This is a genomic window from Methylomonas sp. MgM2 (assembly GCF_054172045.1).
The window spans coordinates 39,876-66,603 of sequence record NZ_JBSYXO010000008.1; the positions used below are offsets into that span (position 1 = coordinate 39,876).

The following is a 26,728-nucleotide window of genomic DNA, read 5'->3' on the forward strand; positions in this document are numbered from 1 at the left end:
CATGCCGACGCCTTTTTTATTTTCTGTCGTTTTTGTTTGGGACCCTTTATGAAAATTGCATCTATAGCTAAGTCCAAGAGCCGTTTATTGGCACTATCGGCCTGTTTGGTTTTATCGTCGCCGTTTTTTTCTGCCGAAGTATCGGCTGCCGGTAATCTGGAAAAAGAGGATTTGAAATTCGGCTTCATCAAATTGACCGATATGGCGCCGCTGGCGGTCGCCTACGAGAAAGGCTTTTTCGAAGACGAAGGCCTTTACGTGCAATTGGAGGCGCAAGCCAACTGGAAAGTCCTGCTGGACCGCGTCATCAACGGCGAACTGGACGGCGCGCACATGCTGGCCGGCCAGCCCCTGGGCGCGACCATCGGCTTCGGTACCGAAGCCGAGGTCATTACCGCGTTCAGTATGGATTTAAACGGCAATGCGATTACGGTTTCCAACGACATCTGGGCGCAAATGAAGCCGAATGTGGCGATGGAGGGCGGCAAGCCGGTGCATCCGATCAAAGCGGATGCGCTGAAACCGGTGGTCGAACAGTACAAAAAGGCCGGCAAGCCGTTCAACATGGGCATGGTGTTTCCGGTTTCCACTCACAATTACGAACTGCGCTACTGGCTGGCGGCCGGCGGCATCAAGCCGGGTTATTACGCGCCGCCGCAGGAAACCACCGGCCAAATCAACGCCGATGCCTTGCTGTCGGTGACGCCGCCGCCGCAAATGCCGGCGACGCTGGAGGCGGGCACGATTTACGGTTATTGCGTAGGCGAACCCTGGAACCAGCAAGCGGTGTTCAAAGGCATAGGCGTGCCGGTGGTAACCGACTACGAAATCTGGAAAGACAATCCGGAAAAAGTGTTCGGCGTCAGCAAGGCCTGGGCGGACAAATACCCGAACACCCACAAGGCGGTGGTCAAGGCGTTGATCCGCGCCGCGATGTGGCTGGACGCCGATAACAACAAAAACCGTGCTGAAGCCGTGAAGATGCTGGCGCAAAGTCAATATGTCGGCGCCGATGCCGAGGTGATAGCCAACAGCATGACCGGCACCTTCGAATACGAAAAAGGCGACAAACGGCCGATGCCGGATTTCAACACCTTTTTCAGAAACTTCGCGACCTACCCCTATTACAGCGATGCGATCTGGTATTTGACTCAAATGCGGCGCTGGGGCCAAATCAATGAACACAAGCCGGACGGTTGGTATCTGGAAACCGCGAAGAAGGTCTATCGCCCGGATATCTATATGGCCGCGGCCAAAGAATTGATCGCCGAAGGCAAAGCCAAAGCCGGCGATTTTCCGCCCGACGGCGAAACCGGCATTAAGCCGCCGCAATCCGGATTCATCGACGGCATCGTTTACGACGCCAATCAACCCAACGACTATCTGAATAAGTTTCCCATCGGCCTGAAAGCCAAACAAACCGTAGCGGGCGGTAAGGTCGTGGATTAACCGACTCTGGTGAGTGCTCGGAAAAAGGAGTTCGTTTGGTGCAGGGACGCATCTTTTTTCAACGTGTTCATGTTCCCCGCTTGGGCGTGAACGATAGCAATAGGCTGAAGACGATGAGCAACGGATTAATCAAATTTTTCAATATTACCGGTCTGACCTGGTTTGTGCCGGTGGTCAGAATCGCCGCGGGCGACAGCCCTAAACAACAGTTACGCCAGATGTGGTTGATCATGGGCGTGCCGGTCATTGCCTTCCTGATTTTCCTGGGCACTTGGAGCGCAAGCGCCTCGCGGATCAATACCAGTCTGGGCGCCATTCCCGGCCCGGTCGCGGTTTGGCACGAGGCGGAAGGCTTGGTGGATGAACACTTCGCCGAGCGCACGAAAATGAACACGTTTTATCAGCGTCAGCAAGAGCGCAATCAAGCCAGACTGGCGGAAAATCCCAAGGCCGAAGTCAAGATTCGCCCGTACACGGGCAAACCCACCTACTTGGATCAGATATTGACCAGTCTGCAAACCGTATTCGCCGGCTTTCTGATTGCGACCATCATCGCGGTACCCGTGGGCATCTTGTGCGGCATGAGCCCCACGATAAACACCGCGATCAACCCCTTGATTCAAATTTTCAAACCGGTATCGCCGCTAGCCTGGCTGCCCATCGTGACCTTGGTGGTCAGCGCGGTGTACGTGACGACCGACGACTCCTGGTTCGCCAAGTCCTTCATTACCTCGGCCGTTACGGTGACTTTATGCTCTCTGTGGCCGACCTTGATCAATACCGCCGTGGGCGTGTCCTCTATAGACCGCGATCTGGTTAACGTCGGCAAAGTCTTGCGCCTGGATTGGGCTACCCAAATCAAACGCATCATTCTGCCGTCGGCATTGCCCTATATCTTCACCGGCATGCGCTTGTCGCTCGGCGTGGGCTGGATGGTTCTGATCGCAGCCGAAATGCTGGCGCAAAATCCCGGATTGGGCAAATTCGTCTGGGACGAGTTCCAAAACGGCAGCTCGAATTCGCTGGGCCGCATCATGGTGGCGGTGTTCACGATAGGCATTATCGGCTTCGTCCTGGACCGCATCATGCAGTCCTTACAAAACGTGTTTTCGTTCACCAAAGTCTGAGGACGCCACCATGAACGCAGCTCCCCTTTTAAAAATCGTGGAACCGCCGACCCGGCGTAAACAGGAACATAACGTGATCCCACTAAGCAAACAGCTTTGCCCGGCATTGTTGAGTTTGAATAAGGTCGGCAAATCCTACGGAGACGGCAAGGACAAAGTCTCGGTACTGAAAGACATCGATCTCGATATCCGGGAAGGCGAATTCGTTGCGATCGTCGGTTTCTCCGGCAGCGGCAAAACCACCCTGGTGTCGATGATTGCCGGACTGATTCGGGCCGATAGCGGCAAACTGTTAAAAAACGGCGAGCCGATCACCGAACCCGGCCCGGACCGGGGGGTGGTGTTCCAGAATTATTCGCTGATGCCGTGGTTGACCGTTTATGAAAACGTGGCTTTGGCCGTCGACGCGATTTTCAAGGATTGGCCGGCGGAACAACGCCGCGCCCATACGGAGAAATACGTCAACATGGTCAATCTCGGCCGGGCGATGGACAAGAAGCCGGCCGAACTTTCCGGCGGCATGCGCCAGCGCGTGAACGTGGCGCGCGCCTTGGCGGCTAATCCGGACATCCTATTGCTGGACGAACCCCTGAGTGCGTTGGATGCGCTGACCCGCGGCAAGCTGCAGGACGAAATCCTGCAAATCTGGGAGCAGGACAAAAAGACCGTCATACTGATTACCAACGATGTCGACGAAGCCATCTATATGGCGGATAGGGTGATCCCGTTGAATCCGGGCCCGAACGCGACTTTCGGTCCGGATTTTCATATCGGCATCGAACGGCCGCGCGACCGCACCGCATTAAATCACAATGACGAATTCAAACGGCTGCGCGCCGAAATCACCCGGTATTTGATGAAGGTCGGCATGGAAAAAAACCGGGCGGAAACCGGCGACCGATTGAAACTGCCGAATGTCAGGCCGAATACCAGTAACGATTGGAAACTGGATACCTCCGCCTTGAAGGCCGACGCCAGCGACTTGGGCAGACCCCGTTACCTGGAATTCAGCCAATTGTCGAAAATCTACCCGACCCCCGACGGCAATGGCACCGTCACGGTCGTGGATGGTTTTGAACTAAAACTGAAAAAAGGCGAGTTCATTTCCATCATCGGTCATTCCGGCTGCGGCAAGTCGACGGTGCTATCCATGACGGCCGGACTGAACGAAGTCTCCGAAGGCGGCATCATTTTGGATAATCGGGAAATCGACGGCGCCGGCCCCGACCGCGGCGTGGTGTTTCAGGCGCCCAGCTTGTTTCCGTGGCTGACCGCGTTCGACAACGTCATGCTCGGCGCCGACAAGGTTTATCCGCATGCGACGCAAGGCGAGCGCGACGACATCGTCGAATACTATTTAACCAGAGTCGGTCTGGCCGACTCGATGTACAAAAAGGCGGCCGATCTGTCCAACGGCATGCGCCAGCGCGTGGGTATCGCCCGGGCCTTTGCCTTGTCCCCCAAATTGTTGTTGCTGGACGAACCCTTCGGCATGCTGGATTCCCTGACGCGCTGGGAATTGCAGGAAGTGTTGATGGAAGTCTGGGAGCGCACGCACGTCACCGCGATCGTGGTGACTCACGATGTGGATGAAGCCATTTTACTGGCCGACCGGGTCGTCATGATGACCAACGGTCCGCATGCCAAGGTCGGTAAGATTCAGGACATCGACTTACCGCGCCCGCGCAGCCGCAAGGCCCTACTGGAACATCCGGACTATTACCGCTACAGGGAAAGCTTGCTGACCTTTCTGTCCGAGTGCGAGCACACGCACTAGTTGGCGAAACACTTTTTATTGATCTCAACGGGGGCTTTTCATGCTGAAACCGACTCATCTCATTCCGGCCGGACTTTTAACCATGGCCAGTATTGCCGCGCCGGCTCAAGCCGGCTTCAACGAATTTAATAAGAACATAGAAGACGCATTCAATCTCTACCATAACGGCGACATGGGCGCGATAAAAATGGATTTGAACACGCGCTGGGAAAACGTCGATCAGGATCACGGCGGCAAGACGCCGGCGACCGACCCTAAAACAGCCAATGCCGTTACGTCCCGTCTGCGTTTGGGCTACTTGTCGCCCGTGTTTTACGGTTTTCAGGGCTTCGCCGAATACGAGGGTTTGTATGCGATGGACGAAGACTACAACAGCACCAAAAATGGCCGCACTCAATATTCCGTGGTCGCCGATCCGGATCAAAGCCGCTTGAACCGGTTTTGGCTCAGTTACAACGGCATACCCGACACCCTGGCCAAAGTCGGGCGCCAGCGCATCAAGCTCGACGACGACCGTTTCATCGGCAACGTCGGCTGGCGTCAGCTGGAGCAGGTCTACGACTCTATCCTGTTCACCAATCAAAGCATTACCGGACTGACCATTAACGTCGGTTACCTCGACAGCGTCAGGACCTTTACCAACACCAAAGAAACCATGAATTCGCCGATTTTAAATATGAATTACAAGGTCGGCGCTTGGGGTAATCTGGTCGCTTACGGTTACTGGCTGGATTTCCGCGACCCGGCCAAGTACGCGGTGTCCTCGCAAAGCTACGGTTTGCGCTTTCACGGAAAGTCGCCGAAATTTTTCGATACCGTCAACGCGGTTTATACGGCCGAGTGGAGCAATCAGTCGGATTACGCCGATAACCCGAATCACTATCAGGCCGACCGCATCAACTTGATGGGAGGGGCCAGCGCCTACAATTTCACCTTATCCGGTGCGATGGAACAATTGAATGGCTACGGCCCCGGTAAAACTTTCCAAACCCCGTTGGGTACCAACCACGCTTTCCAGGGCTGGGCGGACATATTCGTGGTCACGCCGGCCGACGGCATTCGGGATGTGTTCGTCACCGCCGATTACAAGATGATGAACGACAGTTTGATCATTACCGGCGTCTATCACGATTTTTTCGACGATACCGGTACGATTCGCTACGGCGACGAATGGGACTTCTCGATATTGAAAAAATTCGGCAAGCACTATTCCTTATTGGCCAAGTACGCGAATTACAATGCGGACACGTATGCGACGGATACCCAAAAGATCTGGTTACAGGCTAACGTGAGTTTTTAACGCGATTGAGTTTTATATCGCCGTGGTGAAGATCGGGCTTAAAGGCCAAGGTTGAAGCCGTCACCACTGCGGTCGTTTTTTTGAAGTAAGAGCACAACGTCATGAAATCCAAACTCGTGGTCATCGGTAACGGTATGGCCGGCATGCGTACCGTCGACGAATTAATTCAAATCGCGCCGGATAAATACGATATCACCGTGTTCGGTGCGGAGCCGCACGGCAATTACAATCGCATCATGTTGACACCGGTCTTATACGGCGCCAAAAGCGTGGACGACATCATGATCCACGACTTCGCCTGGTATCGGCGCAACGGAATCACGCTGCATTGCGGTGCGGATAAAGCGGTGATAAAGGTTGACAGAATCAAGCGCAAGATAATAGCTAAAGACGGTACGTTTGCCGAATACGATCGTTTACTGATTGCGACCGGCTCCTTACCGTTAATGTTGGATATTCGCGGCAACGACATGGAAGGCGTCATGGGATTTAGAGACATTGCCGATGTGCAAACCATGATAGATAAATCCAAGGTCAAGCAACATGCCGTCATATTGGGCGGCGGCTTGCTGGGATTGGAAGCGGCAAACGGCCTGAATGAACGCGGCATGCAGGTCACCGTGGTCAATCGTGCCGGCCATTTGTTGAATCGGCAATTGGATAAGCAAGCGGCCGGCTTGTTGCAACAGGCCTTGGAGCAAAAAGGCATCGAGTTTTGCCTGGGCGCAACCATTAGCGAAATTCTGGGCGACGGCCGGCATGTCGAAAAAGTGAGACTCAGCGATAACAGCCTGATATCGGCGGACATACTGGTCATGGCGACCGGCATACGTCCCAATATCGCCCTCGGCCGGGCGATGGGCCTGGCTTGCGAACGCGGCATTTTGGTCGACGATGGCATGCAAACCAGCGACCGGCGGATTTACGCGGTTGGCGAGTGCGTCGAGCACCGCGGCGAATTGTTCGGTTTGGTCGCTCCGGTGTATGAACAGGCAAAAGTCTGTGCGAGGCATTTGGCCGGTGAGATCGGTGTGGCATATAAAACCTTGCTGACGGCGACGATGCTGAAGGTCACCGGCATCGACTTGTTTTCGGTAGGCGATTTCGAAGGCGGCGCCGATTGTCAAGAGCAAATCCTGGCGGATTACGCCCAAGGCGTGTATCGCAAAATCGTCTTGAAAGATAATGTGATCGTCGGCATGATCATGTACGGCGATACCAGCGACAGCGCCTGGTACTTGAATCTGATCAAAAACCGGACCAACATTGCCGGCTTTCGCGATCGTTTGATCTTCAATCAGCCCAAACTCGCAGCTTGAGGGACTTGGGCATGCCTCAAACAATCAAGACTACCTGTCCTTACTGCGGCGTCGGTTGCGGCATCGAAGCCACGGTCATCGACGCCGAGCGGCATGTCGTCGATATCAAGGGCGATCCGCAACATCCGTCCAATTTCGGCAAGCTATGTTCGAAAGGCGCCGCCTTGGGCGATACGGTCGGCTTTGAAAACCGTTTGCTCTATCCTGAACTTTACGGCCAAAGGACCGATTGGGATAGCGCTCTGGAGCATGTGGCGGATACTTTTAACCGCATCATCGCCGAGCATGGGCCCGATGCGGTGGCGTTTTATGTGTCCGGTCAATTGTTGACCGAAGATTATTATGTCGCCAACAAGCTGATGAAAGGTTTCATCGGCTCGGCCAATATCGATACCAATTCCAGGTTGTGCATGTCGTCGGCGGTCGTCGGCTATAAACGCGCTTTCGGTGCCGACGCGGTGCCGTGCAATTACGAAGATTTGGAACAGGCCGACTTGATCGTACTGGTCGGATCCAACGCGGCTTGGTGTCACCCGATTGCGTTCCAACGCATACGCCGGGCCAAGGAAAACAATCCGGCGATGAAATTAGTGGTAATCGATCCCAGGCGCACGCCGAGCTGCGACATCGCCGATCTGCATCTGCCGATTAGGCCGGGGATGGACGCTTTGTTGTTCAACGGCTTGCTGGCTTATTTGGCCGAAACCGGCGCACTGGACCAAGATTTTATCCGGGATCATTGCCAAGACTTCGAATCGGCGCTGGCTGCCGCTCGGCAGAGCGCCGGCCGATTCGACGATTTTGCCGACAACTGCGGCTTGCCGGCGTATGCGCTTGCGGAACTGTATGCCTGGTTCGCCGGCAGCAAAAACGTAGTCACCCTGTATTCGCAGGGCATCAACCAATCCAGCTCCGGTTCCGACAAGTGCAATGCGATTATCAATTGCCACCTGGCCGGCGGCAAAATCGGCAAGCCCGGCATGGGGCCGTTTTCGTTGACCGGCCAGCCGAATGCGATGGGAGGAAGGGAAGTCGGCGGATTGGCCAATATGTTGGCTGCGCACATGGAGTTGGATAATCCTGTACACGTGGACCGTGTCGGCCGTTTTTGGGGTAGCGGTCAGGTCGCCAGCCGGCCGGGTTTAAAAGCGGTCGAGCTATTCGATGCGATCGCGGAAGGCAAGCTGAAAGCGGTATGGATCATGGGCACGAATCCGGTGGTATCGATGCCGGATGCCGACAAGGTCAAACGCGCGCTGCAACAGTGCGATTTCGTCGTCGTGTCCGATTGCATTGCCAATACCGACACGATCGAACTGGCCCACGTCAAATTGCCGGCGACGGGTTGGAGCGAAAAAGACGGGACGGCGACCAATTTGGAACGGCGCATTTCGCGGCAAAGGGCTTTGTTTAGTCCTTTAGGCGAATCCAAGCCGGATTGGTGGATTATCAGCCAAGTGGCCCGGCGCATGGGCTTTAGCGGATTTTTTTATCGGAACAGTGTCGATATCTTCAGAGAACATGCCGCGTTATCCGGTTTTGAAAACGACGATGAGCATGGTTTGCGCGGTTTCAACATTTCGGCCTATGCCTCAGTTGATCAAGCGTCGTTCGATGCCATGCTTCCGGTTCAATGGCCGGTAACGGCGGAATCGGCCGGAGGTACCGCCCGTTTGTTCGGCGACGGCCGGTTTTTTACCGAAAACCGCAAAGCCCGCTTTGTCGCCGTTACCCCGCGCGCGCCCGTCAACCGGGTAGACCGGCAATATCCCTTTATTTTGAATACCGGCCGCTTGCGCGATCAATGGCACACGATGACGCGCACGGCTTTGGCCGCGAAATTGAACAGCCATAAACCCGAGCCGACGGTTGAAGTGCACCCGGAAGACGCTAGGCGCCTAGGGTTGGAACAGCACGGTCTCGCCTGCATCGAAAGCCGGTGGGGTAGCATGCTGGCACGGGTCGATGTCACTCCGGCCCAACAAATCGGTAGTTTGTTCGTGCCCATGCACTGGGGCCGCCAGCTCAGCAGCCGCGGCAGGGTGGGCGCTCTGGTCAATCCGGTGGTAGATCCTTTGTCGGGTCAGCCGGAGAGTAAACAAACGCCCGTGAACATCAAACCCTGGCAAGCGGCCTGGCAAGCCTTGGTTTTATCGCGGCGGCAACTCGATATCGAAGACGCCGAGTATCTGGTCAAGATCAAAGGCGACGGCTATTGGCGTTACCAGTTGGCCGATCGGTCAAGGCCCGGCGATTTTTCCGGCTTATGCCGTCAGTTGCTGGGCGCCGATGAAAAAGGCGAGTGGCTGGAATTTCAGGATATCGGCGCCGGCGATTATCGTCTGGCGAAAGCCGTTGACGGACAGCTGGCGGACTGCGTGTTTCTCTGTACCGGCGGTCAATTGCCGGAACCCGGTTGGCTGGGCGGATTATTCAAAAAACCGGCATTATCGCGTCAGGAGCGCTTGAGCCTTTTGAGCGGATTTCCGCCGCAAGGCCAGGAAGATGTCGGAAAAACGGTGTGCTCCTGTTTCGGCGTCGGTGAAAAAACCATACTCAACGCCATCAAGACCCGTCAGTTAAATAGCGTGGCGGGTATCGGCGAGTGTTTGGGCGCCGGTACGGGTTGCGGATCCTGCTTGCCGGAATTAAAGCTTTTGTTGGGCAGCGGCCGCCAAACCGACTGAGGTTTGCTCCGCTACTATCAGTTCGCAAGACGCCGCGGGTGGACTAGGCTATATTTCCTTTAGGATTTGGCCAAAAACGACTTGCCGTTTTGCCGGTGCGAACCCTGGGGCATACCGAATGAGGAACGCCGTGAACCCTTCCATGGGAGCTTGACGGCAGCGTCCTTGCTGCCGACATCCTCACTCGGTACCTCCCCAGTGACTATTGCCATATCGGGAAGTTATTTTGGACGATATCCTTAGTTCAGCCGATACGGCGATAAAACGATATAGTCTTTCTTTAATTTCAAGACCGGGTGTTGCGCGATGGATATTCCCGATTTTCACATAGAGCCGGCGAGCTTTGAGGTCGATTTTGACACGATTCATCATGTGCGAAACCAAGTGTTTGTCGTCGAACAACAGATTCCGGCCGAGGTGGAGTTCGATGAGCTGGACCGGCATTGCCACCATGTGATTGCGCGAGACGGCGAACGCAGGCCGATCGGTACCGGCAGGCTGTCGGCGCAAGGCGGGATCGGACGTCTTGCGGTGTTGAACGACTGGCGGGGGCAGGGCGTCGGTGAGTCATTGCTGCGAGTCTTAATCGAGAAAGCGCGCAAATTGGGACTGGCATCGGTCTATGCGAATGCGCAGCTCGCCGCGCTAGGGTTTTACCAAAAATTCGGCTTTGTCGAGGAAGGCGACACTTTTATTGAGGCGGGTATTCCGCACCGTACCATGCGGCTTGCGCTTGAGGCTATCCAAGCGGAAGGCCGCCCTCAACCTAAGCCCCGCCGCCCTTCGATCCAGGCCTTACGCTTGGAAACAATCGAATCGACCTTGGCAGCCTCGATCCAGCTTTTCGAAAATGCGCGGCGTCAACTATACCTATACAGCCGTGATCTTGAATACAGCTTGTATGGGCAGAATGAACTGGTGGAAGCGCTTAAACGATTTGCGCTGGGTCATAAAGACAGCCAGGTACGGATTATCGTTCAGGAGCCGGGAAACCTGCGTGGCAGGGTTCATCCGGTTTTGGAGCTGGCGCAGAGATTGACCTCGCATTTTTCGATTCGCGCGCCGCTGGAGGCGGAAGATATCCAGAATCTTTCGGCATTTGTCATCAACGATAGCGATGGTTATTTATTCCGTTTACTGGGCAGCCGCTACGAAGGTCATTGGAGTTCCAATTTGCCTGCAAAAAACCGCCAGCTGCGCGAGGAATTCGAGCGGGTTTGGCAGCGTTCGCGGCCATGTACCGAATTTCGCGCATTAGGTCTATAGGTCCGGCTCATGCAGAAGGCGATCGTTTACTTGCACGGTTTCAACTCGGCGTCGCTGGACTCAAACGGTAATTTATTGATCTCCAAGGATAAGCTTAGGGTCATGCAAGCGTTTTGCGCTGAAAACGGCGTGTTCTTTTATGCGCCTAACGTCGATTACCGGGATTTTCAAAATCTCGTCGGGAATTTATCGGCTAAACGGCGCGAGTTGTCGGATCATGGATATGAGGTCATTTTCATGGGCTCGTCGATGGGCGGCTTTGCCAGCGAATACATGGCCATGAAGACCGGATGCAAAGCGATCATGATCAATCCTGTGCCAAGTCCGACCGAATTACTGCCGCAATTTATCGGAATCGGCGAAAACTACGAAACCGGTCAGCCTTACAGCTGGCATCAAGCGCATTGCGAGCAGTATGCCCGGTACGAAGCGGAGTTGGCCCATTGCACTAAAACGTTAGACAGAACGATTTTATTGGATTTGGCGGATGAATTGCTGGATTCCGAAAAAACGATTTCCAAATATAAAGCAGTGGCTCGCGTGGTGAGCTTCGACGGCGGCTCACACAGCTTTGAACATATGCGAGAGGCGTTACCCGTCGTCGAACGGGCGATCCGTTGTCCGGAATTTCCGAAAACCGGTTGACCGATCTTTTATTCCGCCCATTCGGCCAAGCATCTTGCCGAATCTAAAAAAAAAATCTCCCGGGTGTTTCTGTTCGAAAGCGGTTTATAGAACTAATTGCCGATAAAAAAAATCCGGCATTGCGCCGGATTTTAGAGGAGGATTTATTGCAATGAAAAAGCATCTATGCAACGGTTATAGAATATCAGAATGTTCTTATGCTTGGAATGTGGCGGATTGTCGCGTGCGACAAGTTGACACAGTCAAGCCGCAGATTGGCTTCGCCGCATACAAGAACGGCTGCGCTTGGCTAAGTACACCAAGCGAATTTCAATTGGGAAACGGCTGCAGCCATCGATTCGGAAATCACTGAGACCATACATAGTCTATCGCCTGGATCTAATCCGCCGACACCTGTTCCGTCATCTATGCGACCGCGAACCGGCTCGTGCGCCGAGAAAGGCGCTGTAGATTAAACCCGGCATTGAAATTGAGTTGCGGCGCTTTTTCAATCAGGGTTTTTACGAATACTCTTGCCTGTCTGCCTGTAGCATACTCAATGTTCCGTCCGGCTGACAAAGACAAGGGTTGTTTATGACAGAAAACGTTCGAGCCGGCGTTTGGTCTGTCCGCGCCCGTCCATCCCTCGTATGCGATTGACCGTTCCATGGTCATCACTTTGTCATGGGGCAGCGCCGTGACGGTCGGCCGACCATAGAAGCGAGAGCGCGCGGACGGAACGACATTCATAGGAGACAATCATGCCGATTTCTGAATTTTGCACACGGGAAGTCATTATTGCCAAGCCGGACGACAGCGTGTTAGATGCGGCGAAATTGATGAGGCAACGCAACGTCGGTACTGTCGTGGTCGTTGAAGAACGGGAGGGCCACAACGTGCCGATAGGTATCGTCACCGATCGGGATTTGGTCGTCGACATTGTCGCTGCGGAAGCCGATCCCGGTTTTATCAGAGTTTCCGAGCTGATGATGCCGGAGCTTTCGTCGGTTAATGGAAGCTGCGGAGTGTTTGAAGCGATTCAATATATGCGCAGCAAAGGAGTGCGACGTTTACCGGTGGTCGACGACCAACACGGATTAATCGGTATCGTCACCCTCGATGATATGTTGGTATTGCTATCCGAAGAATTAAGTTTATTGAGCCGCTTAGTGGAGAGTGAACAATAACAAGTGCTGCAAGGTCATATGGTATCCCTGCGGATTGCCGCCAAAGCCGGAACGGAACTGTGCTGCTTCATTCGACAAATAGATGTCGACACTAGCGAATAACAATATGCATAAAAGGCAAATATTGATGAAAGAACAGCAGGGGCGAGGTGCGGGAACTGCGATGTCGGCGGACAGCCGCGCCGACTATGACGAGCTTTGTCCTGTTGCCTATCTTCGGTTATCGGCATTCGGGGTTATCCTTGACCACAATCCGGCCTGCGACCGATTACTCGGCATCCGGCGCGACCGCGTGGTACAGCGGCGATTCGAGCAGTTTGTGGACGAACGCGATAAGCGTTATTGGCTAGAGCAATTATTGAATATTGCCGGGCATCCGAACATCGTGCCGGTCGAGTTTGATTTGTTGTTGATTCGGGAGGACGGCAGTCAAATCCAAGTCCATTGTTTATGCCGTTGCAAGACCGACGGCAGGAACGGACGGCAATTGTACCTGGCGCTGGTCGACATCACACGGGCGGTGCCGTCTGGGGACGATCTGCGAATCGAAGCAAGCGCGTTTAATCTCGAAGCGGGCATATTCGTTCTTGACGCGCAAAAGAAAATTCTAAAAGTGAACCGCGCATTCACGTCGATGACCGGTTACGGTAATGAAGAGGTTAGCGGACAATCTTTAAGTCGTCTCTTTCTGAGCGACCATGGCTCGGACTTTCCCGATTCCGTTTGGATCAGCCTTGCCGCTTCGGGTATCTGGCAGGGCCTGGTTTGGGGTCAACTTAAAAACGGCCGCACACAGCCTTTTTGGTTGGAGGTGAGCGCCTCTTCGGAAACCGATCATGTTCAACCGCGTTATGTCGGAAAGCTGAATGATCAAACTCAACAAAACTCCCTGTCTGCCCAAGTCGAGCGCTTGGCCTATTACGATCCGTTGACCAATCTGCCGAACCGGCGCCTTCTAAGCGAACGATTGCGGCAAGCCATAGCGGTGAGCGCGCGTAGCAAGCGTCAAGGGGCGTTGATGTTTATCGACCTGGACAACTTCAAGCTGCTTAACGATACCTTTGGCCACCATGCCGGCGACCAATTGCTACGCCAGGTCGCACAGCGTTTGGTGGGCAGTTTGCGTAAGGTCGATACGGCGGCCCGGCTAGGCGGCGATGAGTTTGTCGTCATGCTGGATCAACTCAGCAGCGACCCTGAAGAGGTCATCAATCGGACCAAAATCACCGGACAAAAAATCTTGACCATACTCAATCGACCGTATCGGTTAAGCGGGTGCGAATACCATTGCACGCCTAGCATAGGCGTATCCTTGTTCGGCGGCCAAGCGGTTACGGATGAGGATTTGCTCAAGCAGGTCGATATTGCCATGTACCATGCCAAGATCGCCGGGCGAAACCGCATGTGTTTTTTCGATCAGAATATGCAGGCCCGATTGTCGGTGCAGACCACGATGGAATCCGATCTACGTTCGGCGGTTAACGGGCAATTGCGGCTTTTCTATCAGGTCCAGCGGGCCCCGGACGATCGAGTGATCGGGGCCGAAATCCTGTTGCGCTGGCAACATCCCGAGCGAGGCTTGCTCGCGGCATCCGACTTTATTTCGGTAGCTCAAAAAACCGGCCTAATGCTAACCATCGACCGCTGGGTGTTGGAACAGGCTTGTGCCCAGCTCCATTATTGGAAAAGCCAACCGTACGCCGGAGAATTGACTTTGGCGGTCAACATAGGGGCGCGATACTTTTTTCAGGCTGATTTTGTTGTGCAAGTGAAAACCCTACTGGAACAGGCTGCAATCGACCCGCGATGTTTGGTACTTGAACTCTCGGAGAGCATGATATTCGACAGAGCCAGCCTAAGCATCGAAAAAATCAAGGCCTTGAATGCGCTGGGTGTCGGGGTTTGTCTGGACAATTTTTGCATGGGCAATAACTCGTTGGCGCTGTTGTCGCAAATGCCTTTTCGCCAGCTGAAAATCGATCGATCGATAATCAATCGAATTTCCTCGACAGAGGAATACGTCAAGATCCTGCAGATTGCCTTTGATATCGGCAAACGCTTAAACATGGATGTGATCAGCCAAGGCGTTGAAACCGACGAACAACGCAAACAGCTTGCCGGTTACGGATGTCCGATTTTTCAAGGGCATTTGCTTGGAGAGCCGGTTACTCCGGCAGCGTTTGCACGCATCCTTAAGGAAAAGGTCGATAAGGTTTCAGTGGCTTGAGTCCGCTTCAGGAAGCCGAGCTTCTGTTTTTCAGTCGCAGCCGCTACGCTGCCGCCGGCAGCCGAATGCGGTTTGCTCTCATGTCTGCTTGATATTTTCGCTTCGGTCCGGAGTGCTTCGCTGACGGCGGTTTCGGACTGCTGGTAAATAAGCTCATTTCCCGTATTTTTCCATAGAGGAAGCCTGGTTTTACAAGGATACGCGGGTTACGGCGCAAAGACCTGTTTTTAACCAAATCTTGGTTCAGTTTTAATATACGGCAATTCGCGTCCGGGTCTCTTGGTTGGCGTTGAATGCTCGCATCGCGTAAAATTCCAAATAAAACGCTAGAGCTTTGGAGGAAGTCATGAAAATTCGTTTATTTGTCGTGCTTATGATGGTTGCCGGATTGGCCGACGCTAAAGAATCAGGTCAGGATTGGAACACGACTACGTTGAGCGACGCAACTATCGAAAACGTACAAAAAGCCCAATACTCCTATAAAAGGTGCGTGGCGGACGAGATGAACAAGTCCGATCACTTGAGCCTGGATAGCCGTCATGCGACCGATGCGATCATTAAACAATGCGAACCGACGCTGGCGGAAATGCGTAATGTCTATACCCAAGCCGGAGTGCCCGGAGCAGTCGCGGATAGGCATTTGAAAACATTACGTATCCGTGTGACCCGGAATCTGTTGCAAGAGTTGATGTATAGGGAAGCGGCGAAAAAAGCCGGCGGTTCTTGATTTAATGTCCGGTTTTCCCGAATTTCCGGATGGGCGTTGATTTGTGTTTAGTTTCGTGCCGGCCGAAGTATTAGCTACATGCCGGTTGCAGTATTTGGCTGTTTAACTTTTAAACTTCATTCAATTAAATATGAATACCTATACCATAGATTTATCGCTACGCCCGACCACCTTCGATTTGTGGCACGTCTGTTTGGCGGGCACTGTCGCGGCGCTGGCGCTGCTGCTGATCGTCGTGCTGGTTTCGGTCATCCTGGGCATGCGCCGCTGCCGGAAAGCGGCGGCGGCCAGAGTGGAAGCGGCGCCCGCTTCGGTGATGCCTAAACCGGAGCCCGAAATCAAAGTCGTCGAAAAAATCGTGCAAGCACCCGCGCCCGAGCCGGTGATATTGAAGGAAGCCACGCCGGACGCGGCGCTGCAATTGTTGAGCCTGTTGCAGAAGGAAGCCCGCTTCATCGATTTCGTCAAGGAAGACGTCAGCGCCTTTTCCGATGCCGATATCGGCGCGGCCGCGCGCGTTGTGCATCAGGGCTGCGTCAAGGTCGTCAACGAGCATTTCACGCTGGCGCCGGTCAGCCAGGATCAGGAAGGCGGCAAAGTGACCTTGAACAAAGGCTTCGACGCCTCGTCCTTCCGCCTGACCGGCAATATCGTCGGCGAAGCGCCGTTTACCGGGACCTTGGTGCATAAAGGCTGGCAGGTGACCGATTTGCGCTTGCCCAAACTGACCGAAGGCCACAACGCCAGAATCATCGCGGCCGCCGAGGTGGAATTATGAGCGGGGCGCATTATTCGGTCGGCATAGACCTGGGCACCACGCATTGCGTGCTGTCCTATGTCGAACTCGGCGTGCCGGAAGACCAAATCGTGTTGGCCGTGATGGCCATCCCGCAATTGACCGGGCCCGGCACCATAGAAGAAAAGTCTCAGCTGGCTTCGTTTACCTATTTGCCGCATTCGGCCGAGATCGCCGAAGGCGAGACCGCATTGCCCTGGACCGGGAAGCCGGCGCACTTGGTCGGCGAAATCGCCCGCAATCTGGGCAGCAAGACGCCTATTCGGCTGGTGTCCAGCGCCAAAAGCTGGTTGTGCCACGCCGGGGTCGATTGCAAGCAGGCGATTTTGCCGGCCGACGCGCCCGATGACATCGAACGCATATCGCCGTTCGACGCCAGCACGGCCTATCTGGAGCATATGCGCGACGCCTGGAATCACAGCTTCCCCGAGCACAAACTGGAGGATCAGGACGTCACCATCACGGTGCCGGCCTCGTTCGACCCGGCGGCGCGGGATCTGACCGTCGAGGCCGCGCGCCATGTCGGTCTGGGCCAGGCTATTTTGTTGGAAGAGCCGCAAGCGGCGCTATACAGCTGGATCGAAAAAAGCGAAGGCGACTGGCGCAACCATGTCAATGTCGGCGACGTGATCTTGGTGATCGATATCGGCGGCGGCACCACCGACTTGTCGCTGATTGCGGTCACCGAACAAGACGGCGGCCTGCAATTGACCCGGGTCGCGGTCGGCGACCACATCCTGCTGGGCGGTGACAACATGGATCTGGCTTTGGCCTATACCGTCAAGGCCAAACTGGAACAGGAAAGCGGCAAAAAGCTGGAATCCTGGCAGCTGCAGGCGCTGACCCACGGTTGCCGCGAAGCCAAGGAGAAATTATTCAACCAGCCGGATTTGCAGAGCATGCCCTTGGTGGTGGCCAGCCGCGGATCGTCCTTGATCGGTGGGACCTTGCGCACCGAATTGACCCGGGACGAATTGAACCGGGTGCTGGTCGAAGGCTTTTTGCCGCAGGTGCAAGCCGGCGACAAGCCGGTGGCCAGGCCGCGCAGCGGTTTGCGCTCGGCCGGCTTGCCCTACGCGCAGGACGCCGGTATCACCCGGCATCTGGCGGCCTTTTTGTCCAAGCAAAAAGACGCTACCGTCGAACTCGGCCATAATCCGCCGGAAAACGCCAGTTTCCTGCATCCGACCGCGGTGCTGTTCAATGGCGGCGTGCTGAAGGCGCCGGTTTTGGCCGATAGGTTGATGGGCATATTGAACGGCTGGCTGCAAGCCGAACAGGCGCCTGAGGCGCGTTTGTTGCAGGGCGCCGATCTGGATCTGGCGGTGGCCAGAGGGGCCTCTTATTACGGTTTCGTGCGCAAAGGCAAAGGCGTTCGCATCAAAGGCGGCGTCGCTGCTTCCTATTATGTCGGCGTGGAAAGCGCGATGCCGGCCGTACCCGGCTTGCCGCCCGAAATCGAAGCGCTGTGTATCGCGCCGTTCGGCATGGAAGAGGGCACCGAGGAAGCGTTACCCAACGAAGAATTCGGCTTGATCATCGGCGAACCAGTGCGCTTTCGCTTCTTCGCCTCCAAGACCCGCCGCGACGATCCGGTTGGAGCGCGCTTGGAAACTTGGGACGGCGACGAATTGGAAGAACTGGACGAAATCGAGATCACGCTGCCGGAAGAAGGCCGCATGTCCGGCGAAATCGTGCCGGTGCATTTGTCGTCGGCGGTGACCGAAGTGGGTACCTTGGAGTTGAGAGCGGTTTCCAATCGCGACGGCAAACGCTGGAAAATCGAATTCGACGTCAGGGCCGGCGAGGACTAAGCCGTCGGTGTCGTTGCCGGCATGAGGCCCGATGGCGAGTCCTCGCCATCGGGTGCGGTCGGCTTAGAACAATCCGCTGATGACGCCGTTGTCGCTGATGTCGATGCGCTCGGCGGCGGGCACTTTCGGCAGGCCGGGCATGGTCATCATGTCGCCGGCGATGGCGACGATGAAGCCGGCGCCGTTGGCCAGACGCACTTCCCTGATTTCGACGTTATGGCCGCTGGGCGCGCCCTTGGCGTTGGGATCGGTCGAAAACGACATTTGGGTCTTGGCCATGCAAATCGGAAAATGGCCGTAGTCGGCCTGCAAGGCCTTGATTTCGGCCTTGACTTTCGGGCTGGCGCTGACGCTGCCGGCACCGTACAGCTTGGTGGCGATGGTTTCGATTTTGTCCCACAGCGGTGTGTCGCTGGCGTAGACGTAATTGAACTCGGCTTCGCGGCTGTCGACGATGTTCAATACTTCGCGGGCCAATTCTTCGGCGCCGGCGCCGCCTTGCGCCCAATGCTTGGCGATCACGCATTTGACGCCCAATGCCTGGCATTTTTGCTTCAATAAATCGATTTCGGCGTCGGTATCGAAGGTGAAATGGTTGACGCTGACCACGCACGGCAAACCGTAATATTGGGTAACGTTGACGAGGTGGCGCTCCAGGTTGGCGAAGCCTTTTTCCAGCGCCGCCAGATTTTCCTGATTCAGCTCGTCCTTGGCGACGCCGCCGTGGAATTTCAGCGCGCGCACCGTCGCCACCAACACCACCGCCGACGGTTTCAGGCCGGACATGCGGCATTTGATGTCGATGAATTTTTCCGCGCCCAGGTCGGCACCGAAGCCGGCTTCGGTCACTGCATAGTCGGCCAGTTTCAAGGCGGTCTTGGTCGCGGTGACGGTGTTGCAGCCGTGGGCGATGTTGGCGAACGGGCCGCCGTGGATGATGGCCAGGTTGTTTTCCAGGGTTTGCACCAGATTCGGCTTGATCGCGTCTTTCAGTACCGCCGCCATCGCGCCGTGGGCGTTGAGGTCTTTGGCGTAGACCGGCGTGACCTTGTCGGTTTTGTAGCCGATGACGATGCGGCCCAAGCGTTCTTTCAGGTCGGCGCGGCTGGTGGCCAGGCACAGAATCGCCATGACTTCGGAGGCGACCACGATATCGAAGCCGTCTTCGCGCAAATAGCCGTTGGCCGGGCCGCCCATGCCGACGGTGATTTGGCGCAGGGCGCGGTCGTTCATGTCGACCACGCGCTTCCATTGGATGCGGCGGGAATCGATGCCCAGTTTGTTGCCGTGGTTGATGTGGTTGTCGATCAGCGCCGACAATAAATTATGGGCGATGCCGATCGCATGAAAGTCGCCGGTGAAATGCAGATTGATGTCTTCCATAGGCACGACCTGGGCATAACCGCCGCCGGCCGCGCCGCCCTTGACGCCGAAGCAGGGGCCGAGCGAAGGTTCGCGCAAACAGATGATGGTTTTCTTGCCGATGCGGTTCAAGGCGTCGCCCAAACCGACCGTCGTGGTGGTCTTGCCTTCGCCGGCCGGGGTCGGGCTGATCGCGGTGACCAGGATCAGCTTGCCGTCTTGGTTTTCGCTCAGGCTGTTGACGTATTCCAGCGAGATCTTGGCTTTGTAATGGCCGTAAGGGTCGAGATGTTCGGCCGGAATGCCGAATTTTTCGCCCGCCAAATCGATGATGGGGCGCATCTTGGCCTTCTGGGCGATTGCTATGTCTGACATGAATGTCTCCGAAAATATAAGGGTGAACGGAAAAAAACTGATTGAGTGCCGGCGTTTCGCTTGGGATTGTTGAATCGGGCCGCTGCGTGGCAAGAAATCCGGCGGATATTGGCCGGCTATTTTAGCGATTTATGGGCCTAATTGCCGCTACTGGCTGCGTTTTTTAACATTCCGGCGGTACCGGACTATCCGCGCCGAAAATGACGGCTTGGTCTCCCGCTTGCCATTGCGGGTACTGGTGCATGATGCCGCCGAATAACGCCGAGTCCAAAAATAGGTGCAGCCATCGGCGCAAGGCGGGATAAGGCGCGGACTCGAACCAAACGCTGTCGACCGCGGCGAATTGCCGGATAAACGGTGCGATCGCCGCATCGGCCAGACCGAATCGCGGACTGCATAAGAAAGCCTGTTGCTCCAGCCGGCTTTCCAATTTCGTTAGGAACTGCTCGCCTTGTCGTCGGTAATATTCGGCCGGATGTTCGGGATGCCGGTCGGCGTATTTGTAACGATCCAGATGATATTTGAATTCGCCGTCGTTTTCCGCGATCAGAATGTGCGCTTGCGTAGCCGCGTGCAGCCAATGGCGGGGGTCGTTGATGGCCAACGCCCAATGCATGATGTCCAGGCTTTCGTCGATGACGCGGCCGTCTTGCAATACCAACACCGGCACCGTGCCCTTGGGCGATGCTTTCAGCATCGCTTCCGGTTTGCTGCGCAGTTGTACTTCCCTGAGCTCCACCGCGATGCCGGCGGCGGCGATTGCAAGGCGGGCGCGCATCGCGTAAGGGCAGCGGCGGAAGCTGTATAGAATCGGGTAAGCGCGGTCTTGCGGGGAGTGCATGCGGCGGGGAAATGCTGATCGAAGGCGGGCGGCGTGGGCCGCCCGCCCCAGTGGTCATGCTTCGGAATAGACCGGGAAGCGCGAACACAGTAATTTGACCTTGTCGCGCACCGCGGCGATGACGTTTTCGTCGTCCATGTGGTCCATCACGTCGCACATCAGGCCGGCGATTTCGCGCATCTGGTCTTCCTTGAAACCGCGAGTGGTCGGGGCCGGCGTGCCGACGCGGATGCCGCTGGTCACGAACGGCGATTGCGGATCGTTGGGTACGGCATTTTTGTTGACGGTGATGTGCGCTCTACCCAAGGCGGCGTCGGCGGCTTTGCCGGTGATGCCTTTGGCGATCAGCGAGACCAACATCAAGTGATTGTCGGTGCCGCCCGACACCACGTCGTAGCCGCGTTTGATGAAGACTTCGGCCATCGCCCGGGCGTTGGCGACCACTTGTTGTTGATAGGTCTTGAATTCCGGCGTCATCGCTTCCTTGAAGGCCACGGCTTTGGCGGCGATCACGTGCATCAGCGGGCCGCCTTGAATGCCGGGGAAGATGTTGGAATTGAGTTTTTTCTCCAATTCCGGATTGCTTTTGGCCAGGATCAGGCCGCCGCGCGGGCCGCGCAGAGATTTGTGCGTGGTGCTGGTGACCACGTCGGCGATCGGCACCGGGTTGGGGTACAAACCGGCGGCGACCAATCCCGCCACGTGAGCCATGTCCACGACCAGATAAGCGCCGACCTTGTCCGAAATGTCGCGAAAGCGCTGCCAATCCCAGATGCGCGAATAGGCGGAAAAGCCGGCCACGATCATTTTCGGTTTGTGTTCCAGCGCCAGCGCTTCGACCTGGCCGTAATCGATCTCGCCGGTAGCCGGATCCAAACCGTACTGGACGGCTTTATAGATCTTGCCGGAGAAGTTGGGTTTGGCGCCGTGGGTCAAATGGCCGCCGTCGGCCAGGCTCAAGCCGAGTATCGTGTCGCCGGGTTCCACCAAAGACATATAGACCGCCATATTGGCCTGAGAGCCAGAGTGCGGCTGTACGTTGGCATAATCGGCGCCGAACAGTTCTTTGGCGCGGTCTATGGCCAGTTGTTCGACGATGTCCACGTATTCGCAGCCGCCGTAATAACGTTTTTCCGGGTAGCCTTCGGCATACTTGTTGGTCAACAAAGTGCCCTGTGCCTGCATGACTCGCGGGCTGGCGTAGTTTTCCGATGCGATCAGCTCGATATGGTCTTCCTGGCGTTGGCGTTCTTGTTCCAAGGCCTTGAATAGTTCGTTATCAAAACCTTCTATGGTCATCGATTTTTTAAACATGGTGTTCTCCAAAGGGATTGATTATTCGGAATGAGGATGCAGTAACAATATCTGTAAATCGGCGACGTTGGTGCCGGTGGCACCGGTGATGACCAAATCGTTAGCCGCTTTCAATGCCGTGTAGGAATCATTGTTATCCAATGCGGTTTGAGGATCAATGCCGGCCGCGCGTATTTTGCCCAGCGTTTGATGATCGACCAGGCCGCCAGCCGCATCGGTCGGGCCGTCGCGGCCGTCGGTGCCGCCGCTCAAAAAGGTCCAGCGGTAAGGAAGGGGGTTCCGATCGGCGGCCAGCGCGAAGGCCAGTGCCATTTCCTGATTGCGGCCGCCGCGGCCGCTTCCGACCAGCGTGACGGTGGTTTCGCCGCCGGCGATCACGGCTACGTTTTGTTGAACGCCTTGGTTGAATAAACTTTTGCCATAGAGCAGCAGTCGTTCGGCGACCCGGCGCGCTTCGCCACTCAAATGACGGCTGTAAACCTCGGTCCGATAGCGGTGTTGGAAAGCGGCGTTCAGCACCGCATCCACGCTCAGGCTGTTGCTGCCGATTAAGGCATTTGAAACGGCGTCGAACAGCGGATCGCCGGGTTTAGGCGTTTCGGCTTTCAAGCCTTCCGCGCCTTGTCTCAGATAATGTTGCACCGAAGCGGGCAAGCGGTCCCATACGTTTTTGTTCTTGAAGACTTCGATTGCATCGGCAAAAGTCGTTTCGTCGGCCACGGTCGGCCCGCTGGCTATGGTGCTTAAGTCGTCGCCCAGCACGTCGGACAGAATCAAGGCATGTAGTTCGGCCGGCGCGGCGAGTCTGGCTAGGCCGCCGCCCTTGATTTGAGAGAGATGTTTGCGGACGCAGTTGATTTGCTTGATGTCGGCGCCGCAGCCCAGCAACAGGCGGGTGGCGGCGATTTTGTCGTCCAGGCTGACGCCGTCGGCAGGGTAGGGCAATAAGGCCGATCCGCCGCCCGAAATCAAAGCCAATACCAATTCGCCTTCGCCCGCTTGTTGCAGTTTGGCGGCGATTTTTTGGGCGGCGGAAAGGCCGTTGGCGTCCGGCAGCGGATGGCCGGCGCCCATCACCTCGAAACCTTCGACGGAAACAAGGTTTTCGTAGGTGGTGACGACGATGCCGGGTTCGGACAGTCGATTGTTCGGAACGATTTGACGAGCCGCTTTTGCCATGGCGCAGGCTGCTTTGCCGAACGAGAGGATATGAATTTTTTTCCAGTCTTTGGGGGCGCCGCCGATCACGAGGCGGCCGTCCTCAATTTGTAAATGCGATTTGACCGCTGCTGCCGGATCGGCGGCCGCTATGCCTTCCCGGAAAAGCGAAAGGCATTGTTCGCGTAGGGGTTGCGTAGCCTGAGACATCGCCGAAACGCGGAACTTACGCCATCTGCTTGGCTAATTCAAAAATAACTTCGGCGTCGAACACCTGTTTGTTATTTTGGAATAATTTGGAGATACATGCCCGGTGCAAGGCCAGTTTTAATGTGCCGAAGCCAATGGCGCCCCAAATGATTTTTCCATGGCGTAATTCGCCTTTGTCCATCACGTCGGCGCCGCCTATTCCGACCGGCGGTGTGGCGTTGGCGTCGGCCAGCACTTCCAACAGCGGATGATTTTGCCAATGCTCCGGCTTTAATAATTCCACGCCGGCCGCGCCGGTCGCAAACACGATGTGAGCATCCTGAATCGCGGCGGCCCGAGTATCGAAATCGGCGGCTTCGACGGGGATTAAATCCACGCCAAAGCGCTGTTTCATCGCAAAACAGGCTTTTTCGGCATTGAAAATATGGCGCGAGGTGATGCTGACCTGAGCACCTTCCAAGGCCATCATCGCTGCAGCGCGTTGGCCGACCGGGCCCGTGCCGGCCAATACCACGGCCTTTTTGCCGGCGAGCGGCGTGCTTTGAGCAATGCGGGCCACTGCCGCGGCTGCGGTCGTATTGCTGCCGTTGCTATCCAGCATCACCGAGACTTGGAAACCGGGAAAGAAATGTTGTTGTACGGCCGCCAATAATTGTTGACCGGCTTCCATATTACTGCCGCCGATGAAGATGGCGGTATTTTTTTTGTCTTTCGGAGCGCGAGTAAAGATGCAACCGTCAATCAAATTGCCGACGGTATCCGGCGTCAATCCGCCATGGCCGATGACGTGGTCGGCGCCACCGTCGTAAGCCACAACGGTATCGAAAGCCGAAGGATGCGTGTCGGTGTCGAATTGAAACAGTAATTTTTTCATGTTGGATGCGGATAGCCTCGGCCGGTCATTCAAGGCAAATTATTATACAGTGATATTCAACGGGTCGCTGCATAATGCAATTACCCCCATTGCCGGAGGAATGTGCTATTGTTTGCCGAAAGAGTGGGTAACAGTGCGCTAGCGAGATCGTAACGCCGCTTAATATTCAATTCTAATAACAAAAAAAGGAAGCTATGAAAACACCTGTCGATATCGCCGTTACCGGTGCTGCTGGTCAGATTAGTTACTCTTTATTGTTCCGTTTGGCCGCCGGGGATTTGCTCGGCCCCGACCAACCCATCGTATTGCGCCTGTTGGAGATTGTGCCGGCCATGGACGTGCTAAACGGCGTGGTCATGGAGTTACACGACTGCGCATTCCCTCTGTTGCATAAGGTCATCGTCACATCCGATCCCAAGGTTGCGTTCGATAATGTGGATTATGCGTTTTTGGTGGGCGCCAAGCCGCGCAAGCAGGGCATGCTTAGAAGCGATTTGTTGTCGCAAAATGCCGAAATATTCATTGTTCAGGGGCAAGCCCTCAACGAGGTTGCCAGCCGCAACGTCAAGGTACTGGTGACCGGCAATCCCGCCAACACCAATGCCTATTTAGCGATCAATAAGGCGCCGGATTTAGCGCCGGAATGCTTTGCGGCCATGACTATGTTGGATCACACCCGAGCGGTTGGCCAGCTGGCAATGAAATGCGGAGTTCCAACCCGCGATATCAAAAACGTTATGGTTTGGGGAAACCATTCCTGCACGCAATATCCCGATCTGCATCATGCCCGCGTCAAAGGCCAGAAGGCCCTGTCATTGGTCGAAGACGATTGGTTTAAAAATGAATTCATACCGACAATCCAGCATCGAGGTACCGAAGTCATCAAAGCCCGCGGCCAATCCAGCGCGGCATCGGCGGCCAATGCGGCCATTTTGCATATGTCGACCTGGATAAACGGAACGGAAGAAGGGGATTGGGTCAGTATGGCCGTACCTTCCGACGGCAGCTACGGCATAGAGTCAGGGCTGGTATGTTCGTTTCCGGTCACGGTCAGCGACGGCAAATACGATATCGTCCGAGGTCTGGATATGAACGAATTCAGCTTGGAGCGCTTGAAACAAAATCAAGCCGAGTTGATTGAAGAACGGCAGACGGTTAAACATTTGCTGCCCTGAAAGCCCTTTCGCGCCGCTTTCGTACAAGGCCGAATTTTCCGAAAGCGGCCGTAAAATTCCGATTAACGCCCTCCCTATTTTTCTGCTTAAAGTCCGAAGCCCGGCTATAGTACAATTCGCCTGATGGCTTGCGCCGGATTTTTCCCGATTACAGATTAACATACAGGTTCGAACATGATGACGATGGATGACAGAGACGGTTGGATATGGCTAGACGGGCAATGGGTAGAATGGCGCGAGGCGAAAGTCCATGTCCTGACTCATACCTTGCATTATGGCTGCGGCGTCTTTGAAGGTTTGCGTGCCTATAAAACTGAAAAAGGTACCGCGATTTTCAAGCTGGCGGAGCACACGGACCGTCTATATCGTTCGGCGCATATCATGAGCATGAAAATGCCGTATTCGAAACAGGAAATCAATCAAGCTCACCGCGAAGCGGTCGCAAAAAACGGATTGGATAGCGCCTATATTCGTAGCATGGTGTTTTTCGGTTCGGAAGGCATGGGCTTGCGCGCAGACAATCTGAAAGTCCACGTGATGGTGGCCGCCTGGACCTGGGGGGCTTATCTGGGGGCGGAGAACATGGAAAAAGGCATTCGTATCCGCACCTCGTCTTATACCCGTAACCATGTCAACAGCACGATGTGTAAAGCCAAAGCCAACGGCCACTATATCAATTCGATATTGGCTTTACAGGAGGCTTTGTCCACGGGTTACGACGAAGCCTTGCTGTTGGATCACGAAGGCTATTGCGCCGAAGGCAGCGGCGAGAACCTGTTCATCGTGCGCAACGGCAAATTGTATACGCCGGAAACCACGTCGGCATTGGAAGGCATTACCCGCGATACGCTGATCACCATCGCCCGCGAGCAGGGTTACGAAGTGATCGAAAAACGCATTACCCGCGACGAAGTCTATGTGGCCGATGAAGCGTTTTTCACGGGTTCGGCCGCCGAGGTCACGCCGATTCGGCAATATGACGGTCGCGACATCGGCTCGGGTAGCCGCGGCCCCATCACCGAAAAACTCCAAACGCTGTATTTCGACTACGTGCATGGTCGGCGCGACGACCATCGGGATTGGTTGACGCTCGTTTCCTAAGTGATAACCGGAGGCTAT

The 26,728-nt window shown here is 55.5% G+C and carries 20 protein-coding genes; 15 read left to right on the forward strand and 5 right to left on the reverse strand.

Annotation, left to right across the window (positions count from 1 at the left end):
* Positions 1–48 precede the first annotated feature (48 nt).
* The 13 genes from ACW73I_RS08325 (at position 49) to ACW73I_RS08385 (ending at position 18,300) form a co-directional block, all read left to right on the forward strand.
* Entirely contained in the window at positions 49–1,449 is a 1,401-nt protein-coding gene (locus tag ACW73I_RS08325) for a CmpA/NrtA family ABC transporter substrate-binding protein (protein ID WP_458028790.1), read from the forward strand.
* A 113-nt stretch (positions 1,450–1,562) separates the two neighbouring features.
* Positions 1,563–2,576 carry an ABC transporter permease gene (locus tag ACW73I_RS08330; protein WP_458028791.1) on the forward strand — a complete coding sequence of 338 codons (1,014 nt, stop codon included), beginning with the start codon at positions 1,563–1,565 and terminating at the stop codon, positions 2,574–2,576.
* A gap of 10 nt (positions 2,577–2,586) precedes the next feature.
* Positions 2,587–4,353, forward strand: coding sequence for an ABC transporter ATP-binding protein (locus ACW73I_RS08335; RefSeq protein WP_458028792.1), 1,767 nt, complete (start codon positions 2,587–2,589; stop codon positions 4,351–4,353).
* Between the two features lie 40 nt (positions 4,354–4,393).
* Positions 4,394–5,653, forward strand: a complete 1,260-nt coding sequence (locus tag ACW73I_RS08340; RefSeq protein WP_458028793.1) for an alginate export family protein — start codon at positions 4,394–4,396, stop codon at positions 5,651–5,653.
* 101 nt (positions 5,654–5,754) lie between these two features.
* Entirely contained in the window at positions 5,755–6,972 is a 1,218-nt protein-coding gene (locus ACW73I_RS08345; protein ID WP_458028794.1) for an NAD(P)/FAD-dependent oxidoreductase, read from the forward strand.
* 11 nt (positions 6,973–6,983) lie between these two features.
* Complete coding sequence (locus tag ACW73I_RS08350) at positions 6,984–9,659, forward strand: molybdopterin-dependent oxidoreductase (RefSeq protein ID WP_458028795.1); 2,676 nt, start codon at positions 6,984–6,986, stop codon at positions 9,657–9,659.
* A 306-nt stretch (positions 9,660–9,965) separates the two neighbouring features.
* A complete protein-coding gene (locus ACW73I_RS08355) occupies positions 9,966–10,925 on the forward strand; it encodes a GNAT family N-acetyltransferase (RefSeq protein ID WP_458028796.1) in 960 nt (319 codons plus the stop codon).
* A 9-nt stretch (positions 10,926–10,934) separates the two neighbouring features.
* On the forward strand, positions 10,935–11,570 hold the full coding sequence (locus ACW73I_RS08360) for a YqiA/YcfP family alpha/beta fold hydrolase (RefSeq protein WP_458028797.1): 636 nt from the start codon (positions 10,935–10,937) through the stop codon (positions 11,568–11,570).
* A 740-nt stretch (positions 11,571–12,310) separates the two neighbouring features.
* Complete coding sequence (locus ACW73I_RS08365; RefSeq protein ID WP_458028798.1) at positions 12,311–12,736, forward strand: CBS domain-containing protein; 426 nt, start codon at positions 12,311–12,313, stop codon at positions 12,734–12,736.
* 127 nt (positions 12,737–12,863) lie between these two features.
* The gene (locus ACW73I_RS08370; protein WP_458028799.1) at positions 12,864–14,963 is read left to right on the forward strand and encodes a putative bifunctional diguanylate cyclase/phosphodiesterase; all 2,100 of its coding nucleotides are present in this window, start codon (positions 12,864–12,866) and stop codon (positions 14,961–14,963) included.
* A gap of 346 nt (positions 14,964–15,309) precedes the next feature.
* Positions 15,310–15,690, forward strand: a complete 381-nt coding sequence (locus ACW73I_RS08375; RefSeq protein WP_458028800.1) for a hypothetical protein — start codon at positions 15,310–15,312, stop codon at positions 15,688–15,690.
* A 130-nt stretch (positions 15,691–15,820) separates the two neighbouring features.
* Positions 15,821–16,468: a DUF2760 domain-containing protein gene (locus ACW73I_RS08380; RefSeq protein WP_458028801.1), complete on the forward strand. Its 648-nt coding sequence runs from the start codon at positions 15,821–15,823 to the stop codon at positions 16,466–16,468.
* Positions 16,465–18,300 (forward strand): Hsp70 family protein, encoded by a 1,836-nt coding sequence (locus ACW73I_RS08385; protein ID WP_458028802.1) that lies wholly within the window; start codon positions 16,465–16,467, stop codon positions 18,298–18,300. The genes ACW73I_RS08380 and ACW73I_RS08385 overlap by 4 nt, the downstream gene beginning before the upstream one ends.
* Before the next feature lie 63 nt (positions 18,301–18,363).
* Here the strand turns inward: ACW73I_RS08385 and ACW73I_RS08390 are convergent, their stop codons facing one another.
* From ACW73I_RS08390 to ACW73I_RS08410, 5 genes are all read right to left on the reverse strand, one after another.
* Complete coding sequence (locus ACW73I_RS08390) at positions 18,364–20,037, reverse strand: formate--tetrahydrofolate ligase (protein ID WP_458028803.1); 1,674 nt, start codon at positions 20,035–20,037, stop codon at positions 18,364–18,366.
* A gap of 163 nt (positions 20,038–20,200) precedes the next feature.
* Positions 20,201–20,878: a glutathione S-transferase gene (locus ACW73I_RS08395; protein ID WP_458028804.1), complete on the reverse strand. Its 678-nt coding sequence runs from the start codon at positions 20,876–20,878 to the stop codon at positions 20,201–20,203.
* Positions 20,879–20,932: 54 nt separating this feature from the next.
* Positions 20,933–22,192 carry a serine hydroxymethyltransferase gene (glyA, locus tag ACW73I_RS08400; RefSeq protein WP_458028805.1) on the reverse strand — a complete coding sequence of 420 codons (1,260 nt, stop codon included), beginning with the start codon at positions 22,190–22,192 and terminating at the stop codon, positions 20,933–20,935.
* Between the two features lie 21 nt (positions 22,193–22,213).
* Positions 22,214–23,560, reverse strand: coding sequence for a glycerate kinase type-2 family protein (locus ACW73I_RS08405; RefSeq protein WP_458028806.1), 1,347 nt, complete (start codon positions 23,558–23,560; stop codon positions 22,214–22,216).
* A 16-nt stretch (positions 23,561–23,576) separates the two neighbouring features.
* Positions 23,577–24,434, reverse strand: a complete 858-nt coding sequence (locus tag ACW73I_RS08410; protein ID WP_458028807.1) for an NADP-dependent methylenetetrahydromethanopterin/methylenetetrahydrofolate dehydrogenase — start codon at positions 24,432–24,434, stop codon at positions 23,577–23,579.
* Between the two features lie 194 nt (positions 24,435–24,628).
* Here ACW73I_RS08410 and ACW73I_RS08415 point away from each other — a divergent pair, with 194 nt between their 5' ends.
* Positions 24,629–25,609 (forward strand): malate dehydrogenase, encoded by a 981-nt coding sequence (locus ACW73I_RS08415; protein WP_458028808.1) that lies wholly within the window; start codon positions 24,629–24,631, stop codon positions 25,607–25,609.
* 177 nt (positions 25,610–25,786) lie between these two features.
* Complete coding sequence (locus ACW73I_RS08420; protein ID WP_458028904.1) at positions 25,787–26,710, forward strand: branched-chain amino acid transaminase; 924 nt, start codon at positions 25,787–25,789, stop codon at positions 26,708–26,710.
* Positions 26,711–26,728: the final 18 nt, after the last annotated feature.